This window comes from Pseudomonas sp., assembly GCF_049300855.1.
GTDB lineage: Bacteria > Pseudomonadota > Gammaproteobacteria > Pseudomonadales > Pseudomonadaceae > Aquipseudomonas.
Genome location: NZ_JBAQKH010000026.1, coordinates 545,103 through 571,771, shown reverse-complemented (window position 1 = coordinate 571,771; position 26,669 = coordinate 545,103). Strand labels below are relative to the sequence as shown.

Sequence of the window (26,669 nt, the reverse complement as noted above, 5' to 3'; positions counted from 1 at the left end):
GTCTACGCCCATGCAGATTTCAGCCATGGCACTGCGTCAACCGGACAATTCCAGTCGCCAGTTTCAGGCGAACTGACTAACGTCGCCCGCCCCCTCTTTCCACTTACCGAACGGCCGCCATTGGAGCTTTTTCCTTGAACATGCATGATTCATTTCCAACGTCGCCTTTGAGAATGCTGATCAGCGCGATCAAAAATCGTCAACTGATCATGCAACTGACGAAGCGGGAAATATCCTCTCGTTATCGCGGTTCCGTGGGAGGCGTAGCATGGTCGTTTATCAATCCACTGCTATTGCTGGCCATTTATACATTTGTATTTTCGACTGTATTCAATGCGCGCTGGGGAGGCGTTGCGGGCACAGGATCAAAAGTCGACTTTGCACTGATTCTGTTTACCGGCCTGATCATTCATGCGTTCTGCGCAGAGTGCATTAACTCGGCACCGAAATTGATCACCAGCAACGTCAACTTCGTAAAGAAAGTTGTTTTTCCGATCGAGACCCTGGCGCCCACTTCAGTGTTGAACGCCTTGTTCCATCTATGCGTCAGCCTATCGGTATTGCTGGCCGCACAACTGGTGTTCAATCATTCGATACCGCTCACCGCGCTGCTATTCCCTTTCGTTCTGCTGCCTTTGATCCTGATGGTGATAGGCCTTTCCTGGATCCTGTCGGCACTCGGCGCCTATATTCGCGATATCGGCCAGGTCACGGGCATGGCAGCCACAGCGCTGCTGTTCCTTTCACCCGTTTTCTATCCAATCAGTGCCTTGCCGGAACAATATCGCGGCTGGCTGTATATCAACCCGCTGACTGCCATCATCGAAAACGGTCGTGCGACCATGCTTTTCGGTCAGTTTCCGGATCTGCACACACTCGGCACGAGCTATATCGTCGGCATCGTCATTTGCTGCCTCGGCTTTGCATTCTTTCAAAAAACTCGCGCAGGCTTTGCTGATGTCCTCTAAAGATGTTGCCATTCACGTCAATGGCCTCTCTAAGCGTTTCAATATGTACGAGAAAGCGCACGATCGCTTGCTCCAGATGATCCTGCCGTCGAAGAAACTTCACCATGAGTTCTGGGCGCTCAAGGACATCAACTTTGAAGTGGCACGTGGCGAATCCGTTGGCATCATCGGCAAAAATGGCTCGGGCAAATCCACCCTCCTGCAGATTATCTGTGGCACGCTGACGCCGACCTCCGGCACGGTCAATGTGGATGGGCGCATTGCCGCGCTGCTTGAGCTGGGCTCGGGTTTCAATCCGGAATTCAGCGGGCGGGAAAACGTTTATCTCAACTGTGCGATTCACGGTCTGAGCCGCAGCAAGACCGACGAGTTGATGGATGACATCCTGTCGTTTGCAGACATCGGCGAATTCGTCGACCAACCCGTAAAGACTTACTCCAGCGGTATGTTTGTGAGGCTGGCATTCTCTGTCCAGGCTAACCTGAAACCTGAAATCCTGATTGTCGACGAAGCCTTGGCGGTCGGCGATGCGCTGTTTCAGAAACGCTGCTACGAACGAATCGAAAAGCTCACCAGCAATGGCACAACCCTGCTGTTCGTCTCCCACGATGAAGAATCGGTGCGGACCCTCACACAGCGGGCGATCTTTCTGTCCAACGGGAAAATTGAAAGCATCGGATCGTCGGCAGACGTCATCCTCGATTACCGCAGGAACCTGCACGAACAGGAAAGTCTTTACCTGCAACAGTTGACGAAAAACCTTTCCGACAAAGCTGCGCAACATCAGAAGGACGACAACAAGGCTGCCAGGACCGAATCGAAAACTGCAGACCGGTTCTCCTTCGGTAATCAGGATGCCGAGGTCCTGGACGTGCGCGTATTGAACGCCGAGGGCGAAGAAACCCAGGTTTTCTATGCCACGCAGACGGCAGTCATTCGCGTGTCCTTCCGCTGCAACGTCGATCTTGAGCACCTGAATGTGAGCCTGCGTCTTCGCAACAAGGAAGGCGTCAAGATTTACTCTTGGGGCACGCTGAACCAGGACATGGCCATCGCCGCCAATCTGGCGACGGGCGAGACCTTCTGGAACAAGACATTCACTGCCGGCACCGAGTCCTCGGTTGATTTTCAGTTTGAATGCAGCCTTGGCGCCAACCTTTACGAAATTCAGGCTGCCATATCCCAGGAAGGCAAACCCTACTACGCCGAACAACGCATTCTTCACTGGCGAGACGAAGCAGCATTTTTTACGGTGGCCACCAAGCCCCGCGAATACCATTTTGGCGGTGTTCTCGACCTCCGCATGAAAGCAACCGAAATCAAGGGCTGAGCCAATGACTATTTCCACTACTAACATTTGCTCAGCATCGCTGACGGCAGGGGAACGCCAACAATTGGTCTCGCAGGTACTTTCAGCCTGCGGTAACGGCAAAGTGCTGCATATCGGCCTGCCTGATACAGAGTTGCTGCGGGCCTTCCTGCTTGCGGGTGTGCAGGCGTACAACGTCTTCCCGGGCACTGAAACCGACAGTGGCAACGCACAGCTTCCAGGGCGCTTCATTGAATGGGATGGCGCTGACCTGCCGTTGGACGACGAGGGTTTTTCGACGGTATTGATCACTCATACCGACGACACAGCTCTCTCCCTCAAGCGCTTGGCCGTCGAAGCTCCAAGAGTCTCGAAACGCAACATTTTCCTGTTTCTGGACACCAGTTCCGAACCCGACACGAAAGAAGCCCGCAAGGCATGGGAAATGCTGTTCTTCGAAAACGGCGTACGCAAACACCCTGCCTACTACCGCGTCAACGACTACCAGTCGCTGCAATACGAACAAGGCAAAATTGCCATTCCGCTTGAGAAGCTTCCCAAAGAAGCCGCCGCCGTTTATCCATTGGAAGCGCTGAAAGAAGAACGCGACCTGCACATGGACATGACGCGCGAGCCAGGCAGTCGCTCCGACGGCCATATCATTCGGTATCTGTTGGCCAGTCGCTATGTGCGCAATGGCGACCGCATCCTCGACGCCGCCTGCGGACTTGGTTACGGCGCCTACACGTTGTTCAACTGCTCGGACGCCGGTTCGATCCTCGGCGTTGATGGCAGCAACTACGCAGTCAAGTACGCTGAAAAAAACTTCTCTACAGTCAATTCACAGCTGACCTTCAAAGAGGGCTGGCTGCCGGAGGCGTTGAACGATATTCCGGATAACTCGATCGACCTCATTACCTCGTTTGAAACACTGGAACACGTACCGGATCCGGTGGGATTGCTGGCAGAGTTCTACCGGGTTCTGAGTCCGTCCGGACGAATCGTGCTTTCCGTTCCAAATGACTGGTCAGATGAAACCGGAGAAGATCCGAACGAATTCCACTTTCACGTCTACACGTGGGAGCGCATCGTTAAAGAACTGGAAAAAGACTTCATCGTCGAAGCGGCTTACGCTCAGACAGCGGATCAATACAAACCGAAAATCAACAACGCTTACGAGTGGGCCGTAGGCATTCGCGAGCTGTACGAGGTAGACACCAAGACATTGATCGAAAAAGATCCGTCTTGCGAATGGTGCCTTCTGGTCGGCATGAAATCGCCGACACTGGGCGCAACCGTGCCTTACCGCGAAACCACCTACGACCTCTATCCGGAAAACCCGGAATGGAAGGTCACGCGCTTTGACGACTATGCCAATCCCTGGCTGGTGAAGGGACTGGTCACGATCGGCCATCGAATCGAAGACAGTCAGAAGCTACTTGAGCTTTCCCGCGAAGTGGCCGCTCAAGCCTCGGCGACATCACCCGACCTGGGAGCGGCACTGTGCATTCAGGCTTACCAACTGCTGCAGGCACCTACACTGACGGTGAATCAGTTGGAAGTGTTTGCAAAGGATGCTGACGCTTATATGAGTCAGGCGGATCATTCGCCTCAGCAGTTGCGCTGGAAAGTATCGATATCGTTCGTTATGGCCCAACTCTGGCAGGCCGCAGGCGACACCGCTCGCGCCATTGATCTGTATAAAACATGCGTAGCCTATGACTGCACTCAATACAGTCCGACCCTGATTACCAAGCAAATCAGGTCGTACCTGAACCTTGGTTTGATCGAGTCCGGCAAAGGTAACAATCAACAGGCTGAGTTGTATTGGCGTACAGGCTTAACCAGCGCAGAAAAGGCCCTCGCCATCGATTGGTGCGCCTCAATGGGCTCGCTCGAAAAACCGACCGACTTCGGTATGTCCGAACTGGGCGCCATTGTCGAACTCGCCTCCTCTTGCGCTTATGCCTTGCGATACGCTTCCAACACCGAGGATCGCACCCCGCAATGGTGGCACCAGCATCTTCGTGACCGCGACTCTCAACTGTCGAGAGTGCCAGGTATCGTGGCGGAAACCGCGCGGCTGAATCGGGTGATCATGCAAAAGGATGCGGCCAGCCAGTCTGCCCAGAGCGATTGGGAGCAGCAATTCAACACCGCTCTTTCCGAGAAAGAGCAAAGCTTGAGTCTGGCCCTTACAGCCGCAGAAGCCGACAAACAAGCCAACGAACAAACCATCGCCTCGCTGTATCGGCAACTGGAACACACTACCGCCTCGTTGAATCAGCAACTGGAACAAAAGAACGCTATCGTGCAACTGCTTAATGCAGAAGTCGCACATCGCGAGCAACGGCTACAAACCATCGGCCGGAGTCGACTGTTCCGTTTGAGCCAGGCATTTGCTGCACAACCCAGCGACCTGAAGAAATACTTGCGCGTAGCCTACGTACTCACCTCCCTGGTGACCCCGGCCCCTGTTCGTCGCATGATGAGCCCAACCGTTTCGGCCTTGAAGAAAAGCCTTAGAGGCCAGCAACCAACGGCGATTGCGTCGAATACCGACGTGCCCGACGACATCAATGAAGATACTTACATCGTCAAGCAACCAGCCAGGCTGAACGCGGTCCGGCCACGGGTGCTGCATGTCATCGCGAACTTCATGACCGGCGGCTCCTCACGCCTGGTGGTGGATATCTATGAATACCTGGGCGACCGGTTCGATCAAAGTATTCTGACCAGTTACGCACCGACACCTGCCGCGTATTCGGGCATCACCATCAAGGAAATCAAACTGTCTGCAGACGAGATGCCTTTTGTCGAGTACTTGCAAGCACTAAAACCAGAAGTCATTCACATGCACTACTGGGGCGATTGTGATGAACCCTGGTATGACCAGACCATGCGTGCCGCGCAACAATTGGGCATTCCTGTCATCCAGAACATCAACACACCGGTTGCGCCTTACTTGTCGCCCGCCATCAAGCGTTACGTGTACGTCAGTGATTACGTTCGCAACGTTTTTGGACAAGCAGAAGCACCGAATGCAACGGTTTATCCCGGCTCCGACTTCTCGATGTTCAAAGCCGATGCGCCCAATCAGACTGCTACCGACACGATCGGCATGGTTTACCGACTGGAAACGGACAAGCTTAATGCTGACTCCATTACTCCGTTCATCAAAGCCGTACAGAAACGCCCGCAAACCCACGTATTGATTGTCGGTGGCGGAAGTCTGATGGAGACCTTCAAAGAAGCGGTGAACTCGGCGGGAGTTTCAGACAACTTTGAGTTCACCGGTTATGTCGCCTACTCGCAACTGCCAGACTTGTACCGCCGCATGAAACTTTTTGTCGCGCCAGTCTGGAAAGAGAGCTTCGGCCAGGTCAGTCCTTTTGCGATGCGCATGCATGTTCCGGTTGTCGGGTATGACATCGGTGCAATTGGCGAGATTGTCGATGACAGCAGCCTGCTCGCCCCTTATGGCGATGCGGACAAACTCTCGGACATCATCGTTGATCTGCTGAATGACAGCGCTCGCCGCACCTACATTGCCGACCGCCACAGCGAAAGAGCCGAGGCTCACTTCTCGATCCAGGCGATGATTGAGAACTACGACCAGATCTATGCCGAAACCTTGGCGGAAACCAAACAATGAAGATCGTTTTTTTTGTGCACTGCTTCTTTCCGGATCATTTCTACGGAACAGAAACCTATACGCTGGAACTGGCCAAGAACTACCGCAATTGGGGCCACGATGTAGTCATCGTCAGCGCCTTGTTTCAGGGCGAACCCGCGGCAGCGGAATTGATCACTCGATATGAGCATGAAGGCTTTGAAGTTGTCCTGGTCGACAAAAACAAAATCCCTCACGTCAATATCAAGGAAACGTACTACCAGGCGGAGATGCGTCCGGTCTTGACCGATATTCTCGCTGACTTGAAACCGGACATCGTTCATGTCACCCATTTGATCAACCACACCAGTGCCTTGCTCGAAGCTACCAAGGCCTTGGGCATTCCGACCTACGCAACCTTCACTGACTTTTTCGGCTTCTGCCTGACCAATAAACTGGAAGCAGCTGATGGCGCACTGTGTGCGGGCCCGTCGAGAACTCGCAGCAACTGCGTGGCCTGCTACTTGAAAGAGACTGCACGCACATCGAAAGAGGGCTGGATCAAATACGCAAATAATGGCACGTCAGCCAAGCTCATCGCGAGCGCCGTAACCGCTCTACGCAAAATGCCGGGCGTGAAAAACAGTGTGTTCGATCAAACGATCGACTACATCGCGGAGCGCCCGGACATTCTTGGAGCTCTTTACAATGGCTCCTACGCAGGTGCCGTCGCGCCAACCACCTTTTTAAGGGAAGCCTATGTCAAAAACGACATCAAGGTCCCCATGAATACCTTGTGGTTCGGCATCGACGTCGACCGCACGCCGAAGCCGCAGCGAGACGCCGAACACATTCCAGTGATCGGTTTCATCGGCCAGATTGCACCGCACAAAGGTACAGATCTGCTGATTGATGCCTTCAATCGCCTGCCAAAGGGCAGTGCACGACTGTTGATCTATGGTCCGACCGACCAGGATCCGGCGTACATGGAAGAGTTGAAAGCCAAAAGCGCTGGCACGCAAATCGAGTTCCGTGGCGTTTTCGAGAGCAAGGATATGGTCAATATTCTGCGCGACATGGACACCTTGGTAATCCCGTCGCGCTGGTATGAAAACAGCCCGCTGGTGCTGTTGAACGCTCTGGCCACCCACACCCCTGCTCTGGTATCGGATGTGCGCGGCATGACCGAGTTCGTAGAGGCCGGGATAAACGGAGAGATATTCGATCGCGGCAGCGCCGATGATCTTTATCGCAAGCTGTCGGCCTGGGTTGCCAATCCGCAAGCCCTCTATGATCTGGCGAAGACCACGAACTACGAGAGGACGCCGGAAATCATGGCCCGAGAGACATTTGCCATGTATGCGAAGACGCCTGAAACGGTCTGACGGTTTTGTATTGAACAGCAGGGCCAAGGACGGCCGATGCTGTACGCACTTCACATTCGCTTTAAACACCAAGCGCACGGGATTCACTTATGCATGCGACAGTCAAACTTGACGCACTGACATCATTACGTTTTTTTGCCGCTGCAATGATCGTTCTGGGACACACCCATGGAGCGTTTGGCTCTTTGGGGCTGGCAACGACGCTGTCCTTGGCCCAAGGTGTATCCTTCTTCTTCGTGCTCTCCGGCTTTATCCTGGCGTACAACTACCCGACGCTCTCTACACGCCAGGAAACGGCCCATTTTTTCAAAGCACGCATAGCCCGGATCTGGCCTGCGCACATTGCAGCGATCATCCTGCTGTATCTGCTGACGTCTAGCTGGAACCTTGGTGGGCTGACCTATCTGCAGGCCATATTCACAGCCCTGGCCAACGTATTTCTGATTCAGTCCCTCATCCCACTCAGAGATGTATTTCTCACATTTAACGGTGTCGCCTGGAGCATCTCGACCGAGATGTTCTTTTATTTCAGCTTTCCGTTATTGATTTCCAGTTTTATCCCGGGCTGGAAAGTAAAACTGATTTTCCTGAGTACCGTGGCAGCATTGTTTTTCGGATTCGCGATCGCTTGGAACGTACCGGCAGATGATGCAGCGCCATCGGTGAGCCTGATGGGCCTGTTTTACGTGAACCCATTTGTACGGATCATTGAGTTTTTTGCAGGAATCCTCGCTTGCAGGGTGTATCAGAAAATCCACAGCCGTACCAAGAACCAATCCGGCCCGCTTTTTTCCGCCGCAGAGTTACTGGTCGTTGTGCTCGCAGTATTCGCAATGTGGATAACGCCAAAACTCACGACTATTTTTGCCATGCACGGTGCCATTGGCAGCGCCGTAAACTATTACCTGATCAAGTCCGGCAGTTTCCTGTTTTTTGCAGCCCTGATTGTTGTATTCGCCCTCGGCAAGGGTGTGTTTTCCAAAGCCCTCTCCGCACCTTTTCTCGTGCTGTTGGGAGAAATCAGCTTTTCCCTGTACTTGGTACACATGACGATCTTCCAGTGGTACATGGCGAACTCCTTGTACTTCAGCCATCTTCCGCTTCTTGTGCAAACTGCCGGCTACTGGGCTATCGCCCTGTCAATGGCGTTTCTTCTGCACAAAGCCGTGGAGAACCCATGCCGCAAGTTAATCCTGAGCGTAAACAAAACCACGATCCCAAAAGCCCTGAGCACGGCATACAATGTAAGAGCTAGTGCCTACCTCGCAACAGCAGGTGCCTTGATCCTGGCCCTTAACTTATTACCCGCAGCGTTCGCCCCCAAAGGCTGCCAATCAGACGAATGCACTTACCTGGTCAAGAACCACGCGCTAACCAGCTCACCGGAGTTTGGTGAAAATCTGCGCCTTGTCGCCGCCAAATCCGTAAAGACGAGTTCAGGCGGCGACAACATCGAGTTGGCCTTCGAACTGATCAAGCCACTTCCCAAGGGATACATTCTGGCGGTTCACCTCCTGGACAAGAACGCGGAGATTCTCGACAAGTCGGATACTGCGCTTTCAAAGTCTGAAAAGCTCAGGCCAGGGGATCAATGGACAGAGGTTGTGACGCTCACAGCGGGCCTCAGCAAACCCTCACCGCAAATGCTGGGACTTGCAGTTTATCTTGACCCGGCCAGCCCGATTGCTGTGCACAGCACGGTCTCTGACTATAACGGACGCCGAGCGCTACTCCAGCTCTCAAACATCCAATCAAATTAAAAGCCTTAGACTTTGGTGAGAATCATCGAAATTATCAAAATGCGCAGCGCTGTTGGCCACCATGCAAGGTGAAACGCCTTTTGCCAATGGCAAACGTATTCTGCTGTGCGTTCATCAGTTTTTTCCGCAATTTTCTGCGGGAACAGAAGTGCTTACATTATCGACTGCTCAGGCACTGAGAGACGAAGGCTATATTGTTGAAATTGTGACGGCGCAGCTTCAGGGAGAAGAAAACCTGAGTCTTGCGTCTTACGATCATGAAGGCTTCAGGGTTCATCAACTACTGGTGCCCTACGTCGCAGGGAAGTTCTCCAGCACTACGCTAGTGGATGAATACAACAACCGTGCGGTATACGCTCCCTTCAAAAGTCTGCTTGATCACTTCCAACCGAATCTAGTGCATTTCTTTCATTTCAAAAACCTGACGATATCAGCACTTCAAGCGTGCGTTGACAAGAATATTCCAACGGTTTACACCCCTACCGACTATTGGATCAACTGCCGATCATGTCAGCTGGTGAAACCCTGGGGTCAGAATGAGTGCTCTGGACCAAGTCTTTTGGCAAGTAACTGCCTCAAACATGTAGCCATTAATAACCAGAAGGGCACCATGCGCCGGCTTTTGGCGCATACGCCTCAGGTACTATTTTCCGCGTTGATGCTGGCTGCGTCCGCGCCAATCAATACCCGCTTCAAGAACATCATGCTGGCCATGAAGGATCTTCGCAATCGTGAGCAGACCATTGCCCAAGCCATGCTCAAAATTGATAAAATTTTACCGCCTACATTATTCATAGAAGATTTACTGATCAACGCGGGAATTCCCGAGCAAAAAATCAGACGCCTCAAATACGGAATCCAGCCGCCAATCATTTATCCAGTTGATCTGGATCGAATCAAAACGCGGAGAAAGACGCCCACTATCGGTTTTATTGGAACGCTGACAAACCACAAGGGTTGTCACGTTCTCCTGCAGGCCATCAAGCAACTTCCAAACATGGATGCGGACGTTGTTATTTACGGCGACACACAACAAAACCCGGATTACGTGAAAAGTCTCGAAGGGGTTATTCAGAATGATTCACGAGTCCGGTTCATGGGAACTTTCCCTCACGAACGAATTGGTAGCGTTTTGCACTCGCTGGATGTACTGGTCATCCCTTCTACGTGGAGAGAAAACGCGCCCCTCGTGTTATTGAACGCTTTGGCTTGCGGCACCCCCATCATCGCAAGCGACGTAACGGGAATAACTGAATACTTGGGGGAGAAGGATAACGTAACAGTATTCGAGCCTGGAAACGCCGAAGAATTGGCGCAAAGGCTCCAGTCGTGCCTTGCATTGAATAATGAGCACGCCCACAATCATGGCGCAGGAAGGATAGCCGGTGAACCGCTGCACGCCTACATCAGCGTACTATCGGGTGTTTACGCGGATCTCATGCAAATTCATGAAAAATTGGAATAAATTATGAAGTATGTAATTTTCGGCGGCGGTGGCTTCATCGGCTCGAACATAGCAGACAAGCTCCTTGCAGAGGGCCACAGCCTGCGAATTTTTGAGCGGCCCCGAGTCCCTCCGTATCGCGTTTTCGAGTCCCATGAGAACGTTGAATGGATCGCTGGAGATCTGCAGAGCAAACACGATATTGAAGAAGCGATCAAAGGCGTCGATGGCGTACTCCACTTGGTATCCACTACCCTACCCAAATCTTCTAACGATGATCCTATTTATGACATTCAAACGAATGTCATTGCGACCCTGAACATGCTGAATGTGATGGTGGAGCAAAAAGTTGAGCAGATCATTTTTATATCATCGGGCGGTACCGTATACGGAAAGCCCGTTCAATGCCCGCTATCCGAAGAACATCCCACTGATCCAGAAGTATCTTACGGCATCAGCAAACTCACCATCGAGAAATACCTCTATCTTTACAAAAAGCTCCACAACATCAAACCGGTGATATTAAGGGTTGCCAACCCTTACGGCGAAAGACAAAGGATTGAAACGGCACAAGGTGCCATTGCAGCTTTTGTAAGCAGAGCGACAGCAGGAAAAGTGATAGACATTTGGGGAGATGGATCGGTTACGCGTGACTATATATATATAAAAGATATCGCCAACGCATTCTCGAAAGCCCTCAAGTACCAAGGCTCTGAGATTGTCTTTAACATCGGCTCAGGCGAGGGGACATCACTGAATGCGCTGATCGATCTTATTGAGAATATAACTGATAACGCAGTGACTCGTAATTTCATGCCCGCACGAGCTTTCGATGTGCCTATCAACGTACTTAATTGTTCGCTGGCAGAACGGGAACTAGGTTGGAAGGCAGAGTTCAGTCTTCAGGATGGACTGAGGCGCACAATAAACTGGTACGTCGATAGCCTGTCACCTGAAAATAATAAAGCTTAAGTTACACTGCAAGTATCGGACACTCTTTCCGCCACAACTAATCCGGCTACCAGTTCTACGGAAATAAGTGCGTAATTTCACTCGCCTGCTTCGTTGGAGGCGAGTGAGGTTTTTCCTTCAAAAAATATACACGTAACGCTCGGCCGACTGGATCAGTCTCACAGTGCCGCCGATTATCCATCGCGCAGAGAGCGGCGAACCGCCAATTTTTACGACTGAGCCCCATGTGGAGCAAAACGGGCTACCATTGCGCAAGCTAATTTGAGCTTGCTCTAACGACCAGGCAAATCGCGTCGATGCTGTTCACCGCGCAAATCCATGAATGATGCATCTAGCAAGTTCGGAAGACGGCATTGCAGGTGATAGTTTGCTTGTTCAATCGCGACTCAGTAACTCTCAAAGCTTAGAGCGGCCTCTCGACCCAATCTTTAATGGAACGGGCAGCGCCAGGTGCTATTGAGCCCTCTTAAAGCAGTGGCGATACCATTACCCTTGTTTGGTGAGGTGTGTCACGCTGATTAGCCGTTCGTTTACGAGTTTGCGCATGCCGACTATGTGCTCCTGTAAAATTTTACGCCTACAGGAGCACACAAAGAGACAGAAATCGCTACTGCGATATTAAATGCCCGGATTGGCTGCGTTTGCCAGCCGTCCGCAATGAACGAATCGTCACATAAACTCCTAGAACACTTGCAGTAATGAAAAACGGGAGCGCTGGAAAAACATATCTGACTTGCGTTCCAGGCCAAGAACTAGCATCAAGAATACCTAGAACAGCGCACCTCGCAAGCAAGCCTGCTACCGTGACCAAAATCAAAAACGCCGCTCCCTTCTGCTTAGCTAACAGTGAGACAATGAAACCGATCACTATTGCCGCACAAAGAAGATAGCCCATAAATCGATAAAGCTGATATAGCAATAGATTTTTTTCGCCATTAGCCCCAGCAGCTTCAAAAAGATTATCCAATCGATAAACTTTAACATTAGAAATACTATCAATACCCATCGTATAACTAGAGACGCCGTGTAGCGAAATATTATCGCCCACCTTTACTCCAGATATATCCGCTTTTGAAATTTCACCATTCAAATTCTTCAGATAGATGTATTGCGGGAGGATGCTTGAATCGGCCGCGAGCCAAAAAGGATAAGCTTCGGTGGAAATGTCAGCACGTTTTACGCCACCTAGAGCAGTCCAATCGCTAGGTACTTCATTGCCACCGAGAGCCATGAAACTACCGGCCGGTACTGCGACCCAACCCGAAATACCACTTTGTCTGGGTGCATTTCTACGACCCGCAATCGACACATACTTCTCAAACTGTGTTGGGGTTGCTGTGTCAGTCGGTGGTTCGAACTGATATCTCGGCAAGATTAAAAGCAGGAAAATATTCCATGTAGACGTTGGAACATCACCAACCCATTTGCCTAGATCCGGATCAATAAAGCTTGAAATTACATAAGGACGCTTCTTGAGCTTGCCACTCTCGAAGCCATGGTTAATATCACGGGTAATTTGAGCAAATTTTTCGTCAGCATATTCTGCACTTTCAAACCAGCCAGCATTTGCACCAGCATCACGCAGGGCCCAATAGAACCAACCATTCCCTATTTCCCCCTCCGAGCCGGCTATCGGGTGCGCAGCAATTGACTTCCCGATGGGCCCCTCAAAGAAAGGAGCCAGCTCTCTGAATGTCGGGCTGACTTCATAAGCCAAAGCTCGAGCGGCGGCTGTGACCGTAGCGTGCTTAGGAGTACGACCAACATCAATGCTGTTCAAAGACTTGACTGCACTTTGGTAGCCGGGCGCCGAAAGCTCGTTTAGCACAAACATATGCAGCCGAGTGTAATTGCCGATCGATATCACGGCCCCTAGAAAAATAGTTGCTATCAATGGAGCAACAATCAATTTAGTGCCGATCTTCTGCCAAAAACGTCCTTGCCACCATATTTCTTTGTAGAAGAAAGAAAAAAACAGCATCACTATCAATGGGGCGAGTAAAACAACACCTTCTTTTCGAGTCAGATAAGCAAACGCAAATCCCGACACAAAAAGTACATATGATATTTTTCTGGAGTAGCCACTTTCAGACTTCCTCGAGTTCCAGACCTCAATACCCGCAGCCAGAGTCAATAGCGTTAAGCCGCCTAGCAAGGTCTCAGAAAGCCCGCGATCCAACACCATGATTGCATAAGGGTGAAAAGCCAATAAAACGAATGCCAATAATCCTGCCGGCCTCCAACGGGTAAACCGCGAAATGGCAAATGCCAGATACAAGCTGGAGAATATCCAGAGTGCATCAATACCAAGACGAGCGGGGATACCTAGAAGACTTAAACCAAGCAACCAAATTGAATAGGTTGGTATTTGAGCAAATGCCATATGGGTGTAACCGCCACCCCAAATATACCTGGCAGCACTCTCGATGTACCAGTACTCATCATATGGACTATTGGTCGCAACTATATCCCTATCACCGGTCAACCAAAACCTGAAAAATACCAAGGCAGCGTAAATTGCAAAAAGCCACTTAGTAGATCCGGTTATTCTGTGCTCGCCACTACCAGTCAATAACATGCTCAACTCTTAAGATTCAGTAAATTTAAACATCGATATCCATACAAAAGAGCACACCGATTATTTAATCCCCTTGGGATTATATTTACCAAGACAAGCTCTAAATAACACCAGGAGCACCGAAAGGTTACCCTTGACACTGCTTATCTTAGTCGGGACCTCACCTTTAGGGTAACGTCGAACGGTAGCCAGTTCGACACAGTGATAACCCAGTTTAGGCGCCCGATAAGACAGATATGCCAACAGTTCGTAAGTCATAAACTCATCACGAAACAGAGAGACTTTCGGGTCCAACAGCATTTTCCTACTATAAGCCCGAAAACCCTGAGTGGTGTCAGTCCAGCTAAATCCGGAGCAAAGGCTGAGCATCGGCGCATGGATGAAGCGAATTGCAAAATCTCTCGATTTCGGTGTGTTCTCAGCCACGCCCCCCGACACAAAGCGCGAGGCCTGTACAAAATCGACACCTTGCTTTAACGCATCAATAAAGCGCGATATCGCTTCCGGATCATCCTTGTCGTTGCCATCAATGGTAACGATGCCTTCATAGCCCTGATCGAGTGTAAAGGCGTAAGCGCAACGTAATTGGGCGCTGAGTTTTCCAGGAGCAGTCTTCAGCAATAAGCCTCGTACGCCGACCTGCTGCAGTGCTTGTAACTCCAGCGAACCATCTGTAGAGCCACCATCGACAATGATGATATCTGCAATGGTTTCAATCTCGAGCGCCGCCATTCTAGCCAGCAAACTCTTGATACGTTCACCTTCGTTGATAACCGGAATTACCACACACCAGGGATGCTTACGGCCGAGCCAGAGTTGCGTGTCATAGGAGGGTACTTGCCACGCTTCGCGGTCAGCAGGAACATTTTCAGAAAAGGTCATCATGTTTACCATCAGGCGACGCGCGCTGTAATCAGCCCTACGCCGATAATTACCAATACGATCCCTGCCCCTGTAGTCCAGTGGAAGGATTCACGAAAAAACAGAACCGAAAAAAGGGCAACAGTAGCGATCGCTCCAGCCGTTAGAACCGGGTGCGCCACATTCAGCGGCAGACGTGCCAGAGCAGCGGCGTACAGGAGAAACGCCGCGCCATATAGGCCAAGCCCCAACCAGAACGGCCAATTGCTCAACGCTGACATTGGATCACCCAGCGAGGGAAACTTGCGCGGCGGCATCATGGCCATCTTCACCAGGACACTGGCAGACGCGTTTGAAAGAATACCCAGAATGAGGATGAGCCACTTTATGCTCATACACTCGCTCCTACATCTGTTCCACGATAATGCTGCATTGCCACTTTAAGGGCGCGCTCAATGGATATCACGTGCGACTCATCCTTTGTTGCCACCATCTCGATGGAAACCACATGAGAAGGCAAGTACCGCATCAGACCGACAGCAACCGTTCCATGATCTGTACCGCCATCGCCCAAAGGCACCAGATTGGGCTCGCTCGCATGCACATGACCAATTATCGCAGCGCACTGTTGCAACACTGCTTCAGCGCTTTCTTGATTGATGGTAAGCGCACCGGTGTCCAGTTGCATTTGAATAGCTGGATGCGCAACTAATTTAACGACCTCGGCCGTCTCGACAGTAGTTGTCATGAAATTAGCGCCATAACAAGTGGGGTTGGGCTCAAGGCAGATAATTACGCCACAAGACAGAGCTATTTCCCCCAATTTCCGAAAAAAGGCAATTGCTATATCCAACGCCTCTTTATCATTCAACCCACTGCGATCCCGATTCTTCGGTGAACCAAAAACCAGCCTGGTCGCCCCAAGACCTGCGCCGATACGGCATACCGCCGCCATGTGCGCAAGGAGAGCAGCTTGGCTTTCAGTGTTACCAAAGACATTCAATCCCTGGGTGCCGAACAATAGCGATTGCATTCCCGTGACTTCAATTCCACGTTCAGCCCACCACGCTTTGACCTTGGCAATACCAGCTTCGGTCGCTAGGGCGGGTTCCGGGAAATATTTGCCAGGTGCGATATCTATTGCATCAACTGCGTAGCGCTGAAGCAGCGTAACTACCGCCTCGTCCTCGCTGATGTCCCACGCAATGTTGGAGATCGCCAATCTCATGCGCCTGTCCCCTCTTCGGTTTTAATCGCGATCGGCTCGGACTGCGCATAACCTCGGACGGCTTGGATGGTTTCTCGGGAACTATATTGATAGCGGCCCGAGGAACCAAATACCTGCGCGTACCTGGTCTGCAGATCGTATGTTGCAGCAGGGTTAGCCAAGGTATTGGCGAAGGTTTTGCCGAAACCCTGTCGGGAAATCTCTGCCACGCTTATCGGTTCTGCAGTGAGATGTACCAACTTCAAGCGGGCGTTAAGCGCCGTTTGAATGTCATACCAAAGGTTCACCATTGGGTAGAATTGGAATACTCCCCGACTATCTATCGCTTGAAGATTGTTATCATTCAAAAAGTCGAAGATGACATTCTTGCGCAAACCCGGGCCGACCAAGCCTGGCAGACGAACAATCAGGTGGTTGGGGAAGTGCTCTTCGACGAACTTTTCAAGCAATCGCCGATGAAGACCATAGGCATGCAAACCAGACTCATCGACAGACGTCCCCTCGTCCACACCAATGGGACTCTTGAAGACATCGACCGTACTGATCAAAATAAAAGTCTGGCACTGAATGGTTCTGAGGTGCGCGATCAATGCCTCGATTTTCTGTCGATCAGACTGCGGATCGCGATTGGCGATCCATTTTTGCGCCGGGGCTCCGGCGCACACCACTGTGTCAAAGGTCTGATTATCTATATCGCCGATATTGGTTGAGCGATACAGCGAGGTAAAACTTTCCTGTTTGAGAAGGGTGCTGCCGACGTAGCCCGAATAACCAATAAGCGAATTAAACATTCAGCGCTCCAAGTTTAGATATATCTTGATCATCAACACTGATAATTTCTTCAGCTTCAAGGGTTTCAAGAACATCATAAATATTATCAATTTTTCCACCAAGCACCGAATAACAACCTGGTAACTCCGCGTGCTTCTCGAAAAGTATCGGCCTTCCGTCATCACCTTCGTTTTTCACGAGAACAGTCTTGACTTCAAATAACGAGTCTACGTGTTTGGCTTTCAAGACTTCAGGCATGTAACGCCCGACATCCCTCAGCATCCGGTCCACGCGAGTATTTCGTTCGTAATGACGCAGCTTTTCGTAGGGATCAATCCCCTGCTCGTCGCTCCAGTTGAGATGTGGCGTATAGCGAACATGAGACAAGGTGTGGAGCCCGCGCGCCGGAAAGGGCATCATCGAGAAAAAGGGGCCATCCATGACCGTGACCCCTAAACCTTCAAGTGATGGAGGCATTCTCATTAAGGCCATTTCCGTAATTTCTTGCTTGAGGCCTGTATTGACTCCGGGAAAGTCACCCTTGAACTGATTAAGGCCGCTGTAAGTACAGTTGAACACGTACCGACAGTTGAGAATTTCTGCCTCTCCGTGTCCGCACTCCAATACAACTTTCAACGGCGACCGCTCGCCCTTCGAAATAGCGCTCGCCCGCGTTTGGTAACGGACCTGAACGCCCGCGTCTTTCAACTCACGCGTTGCCCAACTCGCAAGCTGAGTAGTGTCAAACGCGTGCTCTTCGACCAGGTATACGTCCTCGATCAGTCGCGATTCAAACAAGTCTTTTAGACTAGGATCCGCGGGTTTGATATCCGCTCCAATCTGCCGACAAAAGCGTTCAAACTGCTTCGCAGTGACTTTCGAGTTTCGTCGAGAAATCGCGTATAGCTTGGTGAAATCCTTTTTCACCGCGAGTGGCCAGTCCCGAACAAATTTAGGCAGGTTTACTCGACTTCGATAGGCCGTGGTAAAACTTCGTGGGTAGTGGTAGCCGTTATGCACACGCGCCTGATTATTGTACGAGGCGCGCATTAGCAGGGCGGGTTCCCGCTCGACCAGAACGATGCGTTTGAGTCCACGTTGCTTGGCAAGATAGACCGCAATAGCCGCGCCGTAAAACCCCCCGCCAATTATTACGGCATCCTCGTTGCACACATTGGGATCGAAGTAAGGCATCAGGAAACGATTTCTTTATTGGGATCTTCCGCACTGGCGGAGTCCGACACTACCGCTTCAATATTCAATTTTTCAAGGCGCGTCATGCGCGCGCTGGTGAACTCTTGGCCTACGTGATAAAGAGGGCCTTCATTCGACAGACTGGCCATGTTCAGAATGTATTCACCCAAAACCAACAGGACCAGGGAAATAAGGAAGAACATCCCCGATTGCTGCAATGAAAAACTCACCCAACCCGGAGCAACATCTGTTTTTAGAATGCCAATTGCGAGCACATAAACGCTGTACACCACGTTTGCGATGGCACCAAAAAGGGAAAGCGTCGTAACCAATCGCATTGGCGCACGTGTGGTCGATACCAACAAGCGCATACCTCGGTCAATACTCTCCCCCAATCTCTTGGGACTGGACGCCTTCGGCGCAGAACTGTAATTCAGATAAGCCCGTGCAAAACCACCCGTTGCGGGAAGATGCCTGTATGTCATTACAGGCTGCGGATGTTGCAGGATGAAATTGATGACCCGCTTGCTCAGAATTCGGTATTGCGGAGCTTCTTTAGCTAAATGAACACCGTTCAAGCGATTGTAAATGCTGTGAAAGATAGCGTTAGCCCCACGATAGGCGAGGCTCTGCGCCGGTTTTTGCGAATTATTTGCAAATACCACATCAGCACCACTAACGGCGCGATCAAGCATCTTGGGAGCGAAGCTAATGTCGTCGACAAATGGATCGACCACTACAACGAAATCTCCGAGCGCATTCTCGAGACCAACCCATGAGGCGGTATCCGCATCCACCTCTTTCGTCAGCGCATAGACTTGCAAATTAGCCAGTCCGTCTTCTGCAGTGAGCTGCTTTAGTACCGAAATGCTATCGTCTTCTGAGGCGTTATCTACAACGATCAATTCATAGTCACTAACAACGCCCGCAATTGCAGCCACTGCATCAGCCAGAGTGCTTTCTATGCTCGCTGACTGGTTTCTCACCACGAAGACGACAGATAAAAAACAGGGGAAAAAGGACATTTTTTACTCTTGAATTGAATTGAAGAAACCTCCTGCAAAACGACATTCCGATCCTTGTCGAGCGAAAAATACGTCCTTGCTAGAGCGTGGGCATGGTCGAGCTGCCGGTGTCGCTAATCTTGAAAACGAAGATGAAGACCTTAGGACTACGGCATGCCCTCACCCCGAAAAGCCTCTGACTGAGCTGTTGGACGTGCCTGAAGAGGATTGATGCTTGACCTCCTCCACTCCCCTCCCACCCAAACAAAATGGGCACTATTCTAGCGAAATAGAGCTTTTTAAGCATCAGGTATCTGCCCCTGAAAGCGCAAGGCAACATTAGCTCGCGGCCACAGGAGAACCACTATAAGGCAGGTATACGCCCAATCTCATGCCTTTCGGCATTGTATCCGCGGCATGATCAGACATACAGGCATGGGGGCATCAGCGCCTTGCGGGCGTTTCAGCTGCCCATCCAAGCGGAACGGTTACTCGAACGAACAGAGACTATCGCAGGCGCCAATATCGTGACTGAAAGTAAACCTGGAAGGACGGATCGGGGGTCATACCCTCGCAACAATCCGTTACATTGAAATATCCATTTCGGGACTGACTGCAATCAGGTTCACTTCCTAAAATTTAACGCAGTAATCCAGCACACACAAAAGAATAGAATCTTATCTCGCACACGGCGGCGACACTTCCACGCATTCATTGATAACGACAGGAGTTCCATCCTACCCAAAGACCGCCACCTCAGGAAAAAGGGATGCGCCTCCAAACCGACCAGAGATCCAATGAGTGATACTTGAGAGAACCACCAACCGTTACTGATGGTTTTGTATCTGGAGATAAGGGGCCTGATACCGGCATTCGCTCCAACCTGATTCCGCTCGTGCTGCCGATAACGCAATGTCGAAACCTGATCGATAAACCATCTATACCCATGACTTCGAGCCAAGGCATAGATATACCAGTCATGCAGGGATACAGCCTGTAACTTTTGCCAGTCCTCAAGTACGGATGCCTTCAACGAGCCAGCGACCTTGCGACTTATCAAATAAGTACAACCCGGGCCCGCCGCCTCAAATAAATAATCCCACTCAACTTGAGGTTGTGCCTTATCCAGCAACAAAACCTTGCCGGTAGGCCAAAATGCAGTGACGTTACTGGAATATGCATCAACGCCATGAAACTGGAGCATGCGAATAGAATGCTCCAGCTTTCCTGCATTCCAAATGTCGTCCTGATCAGAGAGCGCAATGTAGTCATAGCCATCGAAGCTCACATCACGAATCAATCTGAAAAAATTGCGCGCCGCACCTCCAAACACTTCCGAGATGGGCAGAACAACCACCTCGGCGTGCTGGGCAGCGCAAGCAGCGCACCACTGTTCGGTGCCATCAGTTGATGGGTCGACACTGATGTAAATGGTCAGATTGACTGCTGCTTGACCGAGGATGGAATCAATCTGATCCTCTAGCCATTGGACACCGTTATAGGCCGCCAGCAAAACTGCAACCTTAGGTTTGACTGACATATGGCTTGCATCCACACTCAAGAAGTGTTCCTTGCATCAAATCGCCATTTTCAGCGATTAGTGGGCTCCAAGAGTTTCTGCAAGTACTGGCCATAACCAGTCTTCTTCAGCGCATCCGCTTGTGCACCCAACTGCTCAGCGGTGATCCAGCCATTGTGATATGCAATTTCTTCCAGGCAGGCCACCTTGAGGCCCTGACGCTGTTCGATGGTGTGTACGAAGTGACTGGCCTCAAGCAGCGAATCGTGCGTGCCTGTATCGAGCCAGGCAAATCCACGACCGAGCATTTCAACGCTCAGCGTCTTTCTTTCTAGGTACGCACGGTTGACGTCAGTGATTTCCAACTCACCGCGCTCAGATGGCTTGATGCCTTTCGCGATCTCGACGACATCGTTATCGTAAAAGTACAGTCCGGTTACGGCGTAATTAGATTTTGGCTTGAGCGGTTTCTCTTCAATACTCAGTGCACGACCGGTTTTATCGAATTCGACAACACCGAAACGCTCCGGATCAGACACGTGATAACCGAAGACCGTAGCACCTTTCTGCTGAGTACTCGCCGAACGTAAATTGTCCGAGAAATGCTGACCGTAGAAAATATTGTCACCAAGGATCAAGCAGCAAGGATCGTTGCCAATGAACTCTTCACCGATGATGAATGCCTGGGCCAGACCATCGGGACTAGGTTGTTCGGCATAGGTGAGCTTGATCCCATAAACGCTGCCATCACCCAGCAATTTGCGAAAACAAGGCAAATCTTCGGGAGTGGAGATGATCAGGATTTCGCGCATCCCCGCCAGCATCAACACGGACAACGGATAGAAGATCATCGGTTTGTCGTAGATCGGCAGCATCTGCTTGGAAACGCCTAGGGTCAGCGGGTGCAGGCGCGTACCCGAACCACCAGCGAGGATGATGCCTTTACGATTTGTCGTGGTCATTTGTTCAGAACTTCCCTAAGCATTCGGGTTACACCACTTTGCCAATCCGGCAAGTGTAGAGAAAATTTAGCGCACAATTTTTGAGAATTCAGACGCGAGTTCAATGGCCGTTGTGCAGGTGTCGGGTAGGCGGTCGTGTCGATGGCATTGACGGACGTTACAGCAAGCGTCTCACCATTGGCCCGGGCAAATGCAATTACATGAGTCGCATACCCGTGCCAAGACACTTCACCGCTGGCAACCAGGTGATACACGCCGGAAAGTTCCGGCTGCTGCAGCGCTTGGCGGATAGCAAGAGCGGTCACATCCGCGATCAGATCAGCCCCGGTCGGAGCTCCGATCTGATCGGCGATAACATTCAGCGTATCCCGCTCCTTTGCCAGACGCAGCATCGTCTTGGCAAAGTTGTTGCCGCGCGCACCGTAGACCCAACTCGTACGAAAGATCAAATGCTTGCAATTCGACAAAACGATCGCTTGCTCGCCCGCCAGCTTGCTCGCGCCGTACTGATTCACCGGGCCGACAGCATCGGTCTCCAGCCATGGCACGGAACCGACACCACTGAAGACGTAGTCGCTTGAATAATGAACCAGCCACGCATTCAGGGCGACGGCTTCTTCGGCCAGAACCTGGCTCGCCTGGGCATTCACAATGAAAGCCAGATCAGCTTCTGACTCCGCTCTGTCGACCGCAGTGTAGGCAGCGGCGTTGACGATGACATCGGGCTTGATCTGCCGAATCGTTGCGCGCAAGGCAACCAGATTGGACAGGTCCCCGCACAGCCCATCAACAATCTGACGATCCAGCGCAATTAGCTGACCAAGCGGTTCGAGCGAGCGCTGCAGCTCCCAACCAATCTGACCGTTCTTACCCAACAGAAGAATTTTCATGCCCTGTTCGAACGATCCGCATAATTCTGGTTAATCCACTGCTGATAGCTGCCGCTCTTCACGTGCTCAACCCACTCAGTGTTATTCAGATACCACTCAACAGTCTTGCGAATACCGGTTTCAAAAGTCTCTTCCGGTGTCCAGCCCAGCTCACGCTGAATCTTGCTCGCATCGATTGCATAACGCACGTCATGCCCAGGACGATCCTGAACATAGGTAATCAGGCTGGCATGCGGACGATGGGCAGAATCAGGGCGCAACTCATCGAGCAACGCACACAGGGTATGCACCACTTCGATGTTTTGTTTTTCGTTGTGACCGCCGATGTTGTAAGTCTCGCCGATCACGCCTTCGGTGACGACTTTGTACAGCGCGCGGGCGTGATCCTCGACATACAACCAGTCACGAACCTGATTACCTTTGCCATAAACCGGTAAAGGCTTGCCTTCCAGCGCATTGAGAATGATCAGCGGGATCAGTTTCTCAGGGAAATGGCATGGGCCGTAGTTGTTCGAGCAGTTAGTCACCAAGGTAGGCAGGCCGTAAGTGCGGGCCCAGGCACGAACCAGGTGATCGGAGCTGGCCTTGCTGGCCGAGTAAGGCGAGCTTGGCTGGTATGGCGTGGTTTCGGTGAAGAGATCTTCCGGCCCCTCGAGATCACCGTAAACTTCGTCAGTCGAAATATGGTGAAAGCGGAAACTCGCTTTACGCGCATCATCCAGCGCGGCCCAGTAGTGGCGGGCGGCTTCGAGCAGCGTGTACGTGCCGATGATGTTGGTCTGAATGAACTCGGAAGGACCAGTGATCGAGCGATCGACGTGGGATTCTGCGGCCAGGTGCATGATTGCATCTGGCTGGTGTTCACGCAGGACACGGTCGATCTGATCACGATCACAGATATCGACGCGTTCAAATGCATAGCGCGAATTCTGGCTGACTTCTGCCAAGGACTCCAGATTGCCGGCGTAAGTCAGTTTATCGACGTTAACGACAGCATCGGACGTGTTGGAAATGATGTGACGGATGACTGCCGAGCCAATAAAGCCGGCGCCGCCGGTAACTAGAATTTTCACGCGAACGATACCCTTGAGCTGCGGACAGCGCTGCCGATGAGCGCTGTCTAATCCATGAATGCAGAAGCCACTCGCAGTTGGCATCTGTCAGAGTCAGTCTGAATCGACATGCAATAAGGCAAGATCGAACAAGGGACGCATTTTACAGCTTAATGATGGTTTTACTAATGGATAAAGACAGGCAGAGGCGCAATTTCGACAGACGCCCTGCGCCTGTCGTTTTCAGACCAGTCGCTTGCGTGCAGCTCTGGACGAACGCCCCAGAAACCAACCCAATAAAGGGCCAATCAGCATTCCGATCAACAAAGCCAACACTGCAACGAGCGACACTGGCAACTGCGGGCCGGAAAAACCAAGAAACAAAAGCGAAACCGACTGCTGATTCTCAAGCACAAATGCCAGAACAACCAGAACCATCAGCAGAAGAAATACGCCAAGCAATATGCGTTTAAGGTTACGCATTCATGCCCCCTCGAATTTGAATAGCGAAGATCAAGCGCCCTCCTCCTCTTCCTCATTCACCCGATCACGCAATTCTTTACCGGGCTTGAAATGCGGAACGAATTTACCATCCAGACTGACAGACTGGCCGGTCTTCGGATTGCGGCCAACACGCGGCGCACGGTAGTGCAGAGAGAAACTGCCAAACCCACGGATCTCGATACGATCACCGGTAGCCAGGCATTGGGACATTTGTTCAAGCATGGTCTTGATGGCCAACTCCACATCCTTGGATGAGAGCAGCCCTTGATGGGTGACAATTCGTTCGATCAACTCCGACTTCGTCATATTTTTCCCTTCTTTTTCAAGCAGCTAGATCAGCGCTTGAAAGGTTTTAGCACGCCCGGAAGATTTTGAACAGCCCAGGGATTGACATATCTTCCACCGCGTCGAAACGCCCGTTTTCAGGGCATCACAGCCACAAACAGGGCACAGCATGCTTAACGGCATATCACCAGCATGGTTCGCGTCACGTAGCCCGCCGGGTTGAAGCCAAAAGGAAACTCATCTTCATCCTTGGCATCATCTGATCTCGTGATCACTTTGTAGCCCGCGCCCTTGCACTCCTTCGCCGCGCGCTTCTGGCATTTCTCCCAGCCAGAGCCTAACCCAGAGCAGTCGACCTCTATACCACTGACACCACGCACGGCATGGGTCTTGGCACTGGTCGTACAGCCAGCCAGAACCAGTACAGCCATGAGGACAATAAACTTGTTCATCCACTTCCTTATGCCAGGCAACTGCCCGACGACTACACGCTTAAGACCAAGCTTAGTCGTGAATAGGCGATTGATCCGATTAAAGAAACAGACCGCTCAGAAGCGGGATTGGTTTCACTAACACCTTCATGCATGACTCGAAACACTAAATCGCGAGCACAAAAAAGGGCGACCGAAGTCGCCCTTTTTATTGCCCAATCAGAACTTAGTTCTGTTTGGCCGCCATTGCCTGGCGCAGCAGGCCAGCCATGGTGGTGTCAGCTGCTTCACCTTCCGGAGCCGATTTCAGGCTCTGGATAGCTTCTTTCTCTTCAGCATCATCTTTCGACTTGATGGAGAGTTGGATCACGCGGCTCTTGCGATCAACGCTGATGATCTTGGCTTCTACTTCCTGGCCTTCTTTCAGAACGTTGCGCGCGTCTTCAACGCGGTCACGGCTGATTTCGGAGGCTTTCAGAGTCGCTTCGATATCGTCGGCCAGAACGATGATGGCGCCTTTGGCGTCAACTTCTTTCACGGTGCCAGTAACGATTGCGCCTTTGTCGTTAACCGAGACGTACTCGGAGAACGGATCGCTTTCCAGTTGCTTGATACCCAGGGAGATACGCTCGCGCTCTGGGTCAACCGACAGGATAACGGTGTCCAGCTCGTCGCCCTTCTTGAAACGACGTACGGCTTCTTCGCCAACTTCGTTCCAGGAGATGTCGGACAGGTGAACCAGGCCGTCGATGCCGCCGTCCAGACCAATGAAGATACCGAAATCGGTGATCGACTTGATGGTGCCGGAGATTTTATCGCCCTTGTTGAACTGGCCAGAGAAATCTTCCCATGGGTTAGATTTGCACTGCTTGATGCCCAGGGAGATACGACGACGCTCTTCGTCGATGTCCAGAACCATGACTTCCACTTCGTCGCCGACTTGTACGACTTTCGAAGGATGGATGTTCTTGTTGGTCCAGTCCATTTCCGAAACGTGTACCAGACCTTCAACGCCTTCTTCCAGCTCAGCGAAGCAGCCGTAGTCGGTCAGGTTGGTTACACGAGCGGTAACGCGAGTGCTTTCTGGGTAACGGGCTTTGATAGCAACCCATGGATCTTCGCCCAGTTGCTTCAGGCCCAGGGAAACACGGTTGCGTTCGCGATCGTATTTCAGAACCTTGACGTCGATTTCGTCACCAACGTTGACGATCTCGGAAGGATGCTTGATGCGCTTCCAGGCCATGTCGGTGATGTGCAGCAGGCCGTCCACGCCACCCAGATCGACGAATGCGCCGTAATCGGTGAGGTTTTTGACGATACCTTTGACTTGCTGGCCTTCCTGCAGGGATTCCAGCAGAGCTTCACGCTCGGCGGAGTTCTCGGCTTCCAGGACGCTGCGACGGGAAACGACAACGTTGTTGCGCTTCTGGTCCAGCTTGATGACCTTGAATTCCAGCTCTTTGCCTTCCAGGTGCGTGGTGTCGCGCACTGGACGGACGTCAACCAGGGAACCTGGCAGGAACGCACGGATGCCGTTAACGTCGACAGTGAAGCCGCCTTTAACCTTACCGTTGATAACGCCCTTGACCACTTCCTCAGCTGCGAAGGCTGCTTCCAGAACGATCCAGCACTCAGCGCGCTTGGCTTTTTCACGGGACAGCTTGGTTTCACCGAAACCGTCTTCAACCGAGTCCAGAGCAACGTGAACTTCGTCACCGACATTGATAGTCAGATCGCCAGCGTCGTTGTAGAACTGCTCAAGCGGGATGAGTGCTTCAGACTTCAGGCCAGCGTGAACGGTTACCCAGCGAGCTTGGTAATCGATATCAACGATAACACCGGTGATGATGGAGCCTGCCTGAAGGTTCAGGGTTTTTAGGCTTTCTTCAAAGAGTTCCGCAAAGCTTTCGCTCATTTTAATTCCTGTAAATGAGGGCGA

General features: G+C 51.5%; 22 protein-coding genes. 7 read left to right on the top strand and 15 right to left on the bottom strand.

The genetic code is table 11. From position 1 onward, the window contains the following. The first annotated feature begins 134 nt into the window (after nt 1-134). From WA225_RS12200 to WA225_RS12170, 7 genes are all read left to right on the top strand, one after another. Nucleotides 135-968, top strand: coding sequence for an ABC transporter permease (locus WA225_RS12200; protein WP_422608094.1), 834 nt, complete (start codon nt 135-137; stop codon nt 966-968). Next, complete coding sequence (locus WA225_RS12195; protein ID WP_422608093.1) at nt 958-2,298, top strand: ABC transporter ATP-binding protein; 1,341 nt, start codon at nt 958-960, stop codon at nt 2,296-2,298. Before WA225_RS12200 ends, WA225_RS12195 begins: the two co-directional genes overlap by 11 nt. A gap of 4 nt (nt 2,299-2,302) precedes the next feature. Continuing rightward, a complete protein-coding gene (locus WA225_RS12190; protein ID WP_422608092.1) occupies nt 2,303-5,932 on the top strand; it encodes a glycosyltransferase in 3,630 nt (1,209 codons plus the stop codon). Next, nucleotides 5,929-7,275 carry a glycosyltransferase family 4 protein gene (locus WA225_RS12185; RefSeq protein ID WP_422608091.1) on the top strand — a complete coding sequence of 449 codons (1,347 nt, stop codon included), beginning with the start codon at nt 5,929-5,931 and terminating at the stop codon, nt 7,273-7,275. Before WA225_RS12190 ends, WA225_RS12185 begins: the two co-directional genes overlap by 4 nt. 89 nt (nt 7,276-7,364) lie before the next feature. Next, a complete protein-coding gene (locus WA225_RS12180; RefSeq protein ID WP_422608090.1) occupies nt 7,365-9,035 on the top strand; it encodes an acyltransferase family protein in 1,671 nt (556 codons plus the stop codon). 61 nt (nt 9,036-9,096) lie between these two features. Then, nucleotides 9,097-10,500 (top strand): glycosyltransferase, encoded by a 1,404-nt coding sequence (locus WA225_RS12175; RefSeq protein WP_422608219.1) that lies wholly within the window; start codon nt 9,097-9,099, stop codon nt 10,498-10,500. A 3-nt stretch (nt 10,501-10,503) separates the two neighbouring features. Beyond that, entirely contained in the window at nt 10,504-11,451 is a 948-nt protein-coding gene (locus WA225_RS12170) for an NAD-dependent epimerase/dehydratase family protein (RefSeq protein ID WP_422608089.1), read from the top strand. A gap of 607 nt (nt 11,452-12,058) precedes the next feature. Here the strand turns inward: WA225_RS12170 and WA225_RS12165 are convergent. The 15 genes from WA225_RS12165 to rpsA form a co-directional block, all read right to left on the bottom strand. After that, nucleotides 12,059-14,029, bottom strand: coding sequence for a hypothetical protein (locus tag WA225_RS12165; protein WP_422608088.1), 1,971 nt, complete (start codon nt 14,027-14,029; stop codon nt 12,059-12,061). A 60-nt stretch (nt 14,030-14,089) separates the two neighbouring features. Further along, nucleotides 14,090-14,911, bottom strand: a complete 822-nt coding sequence (locus WA225_RS12160; RefSeq protein ID WP_422608087.1) for a glycosyltransferase family 2 protein — start codon at nt 14,909-14,911, stop codon at nt 14,090-14,092. Between the two features lie 11 nt (nt 14,912-14,922). After that, nucleotides 14,923-15,279 carry an SMR family transporter gene (locus WA225_RS12155; RefSeq protein WP_422608218.1) on the bottom strand — a complete coding sequence of 119 codons (357 nt, stop codon included), beginning with the start codon at nt 15,277-15,279 and terminating at the stop codon, nt 14,923-14,925. Nucleotides 15,280-15,281: 2 nt separating this feature from the next. Next, the gene (locus WA225_RS12150) at nt 15,282-16,118 is read right to left on the bottom strand and encodes a sugar phosphate isomerase/epimerase family protein (RefSeq protein ID WP_422608086.1); all 837 of its coding nucleotides are present in this window, start codon (nt 16,116-16,118) and stop codon (nt 15,282-15,284) included. After that, a complete protein-coding gene (locus WA225_RS12145) occupies nt 16,115-16,909 on the bottom strand; it encodes a pyridine nucleotide transhydrogenase (RefSeq protein WP_422608085.1) in 795 nt (264 codons plus the stop codon). Before WA225_RS12145 ends, WA225_RS12150 begins: the two co-directional genes overlap by 4 nt. Continuing rightward, the gene (locus WA225_RS12140; protein WP_422608084.1) at nt 16,902-18,083 is read right to left on the bottom strand and encodes an NAD(P)/FAD-dependent oxidoreductase; all 1,182 of its coding nucleotides are present in this window, start codon (nt 18,081-18,083) and stop codon (nt 16,902-16,904) included. The genes WA225_RS12145 and WA225_RS12140 overlap by 8 nt, the downstream gene beginning before the upstream one ends. Continuing rightward, on the bottom strand, nt 18,083-19,108 hold the full coding sequence (locus WA225_RS12135; RefSeq protein ID WP_422608083.1) for a glycosyltransferase: 1,026 nt from the start codon (nt 19,106-19,108) through the stop codon (nt 18,083-18,085). Before WA225_RS12135 ends, WA225_RS12140 begins: the two co-directional genes overlap by 1 nt. A 604-nt stretch (nt 19,109-19,712) precedes the next feature. Beyond that, nucleotides 19,713-20,627 (bottom strand): glycosyltransferase, encoded by a 915-nt coding sequence (locus WA225_RS12130; protein WP_422608217.1) that lies wholly within the window; start codon nt 20,625-20,627, stop codon nt 19,713-19,715. A gap of 50 nt (nt 20,628-20,677) precedes the next feature. Next, a complete protein-coding gene (gene rfbA, locus WA225_RS12125) occupies nt 20,678-21,568 on the bottom strand; it encodes a glucose-1-phosphate thymidylyltransferase RfbA (RefSeq protein WP_422608082.1) in 891 nt (296 codons plus the stop codon). Next, a complete protein-coding gene (rfbD, locus tag WA225_RS12120; RefSeq protein ID WP_422608081.1) occupies nt 21,565-22,458 on the bottom strand; it encodes a dTDP-4-dehydrorhamnose reductase in 894 nt (297 codons plus the stop codon). The genes rfbA and rfbD overlap by 4 nt, the downstream gene beginning before the upstream one ends. Beyond that, nucleotides 22,455-23,531: a dTDP-glucose 4,6-dehydratase gene (gene rfbB, locus WA225_RS12115; protein ID WP_422608080.1), complete on the bottom strand. Its 1,077-nt coding sequence runs from the start codon at nt 23,529-23,531 to the stop codon at nt 22,455-22,457. The genes rfbD and rfbB overlap by 4 nt, the downstream gene beginning before the upstream one ends. A 222-nt stretch (nt 23,532-23,753) precedes the next feature. Beyond that, on the bottom strand, nt 23,754-23,993 hold the full coding sequence (locus tag WA225_RS12110) for a LapA family protein (protein ID WP_422608079.1): 240 nt from the start codon (nt 23,991-23,993) through the stop codon (nt 23,754-23,756). A 30-nt stretch (nt 23,994-24,023) separates the two neighbouring features. Further along, the gene (gene ihfB, locus WA225_RS12105) at nt 24,024-24,320 is read right to left on the bottom strand and encodes an integration host factor subunit beta (RefSeq protein ID WP_007950920.1); all 297 of its coding nucleotides are present in this window, start codon (nt 24,318-24,320) and stop codon (nt 24,024-24,026) included. A 152-nt stretch (nt 24,321-24,472) separates the two neighbouring features. Beyond that, nucleotides 24,473-24,751, bottom strand: coding sequence for a hypothetical protein (locus WA225_RS12100; protein WP_007908433.1), 279 nt, complete (start codon nt 24,749-24,751; stop codon nt 24,473-24,475). A gap of 205 nt (nt 24,752-24,956) precedes the next feature. Continuing rightward, nucleotides 24,957-26,645, bottom strand: a complete 1,689-nt coding sequence (gene rpsA, locus WA225_RS12095) for a 30S ribosomal protein S1 (RefSeq protein WP_122609279.1) — start codon at nt 26,643-26,645, stop codon at nt 24,957-24,959. Nucleotides 26,646-26,669: the final 24 nt, after the last annotated feature.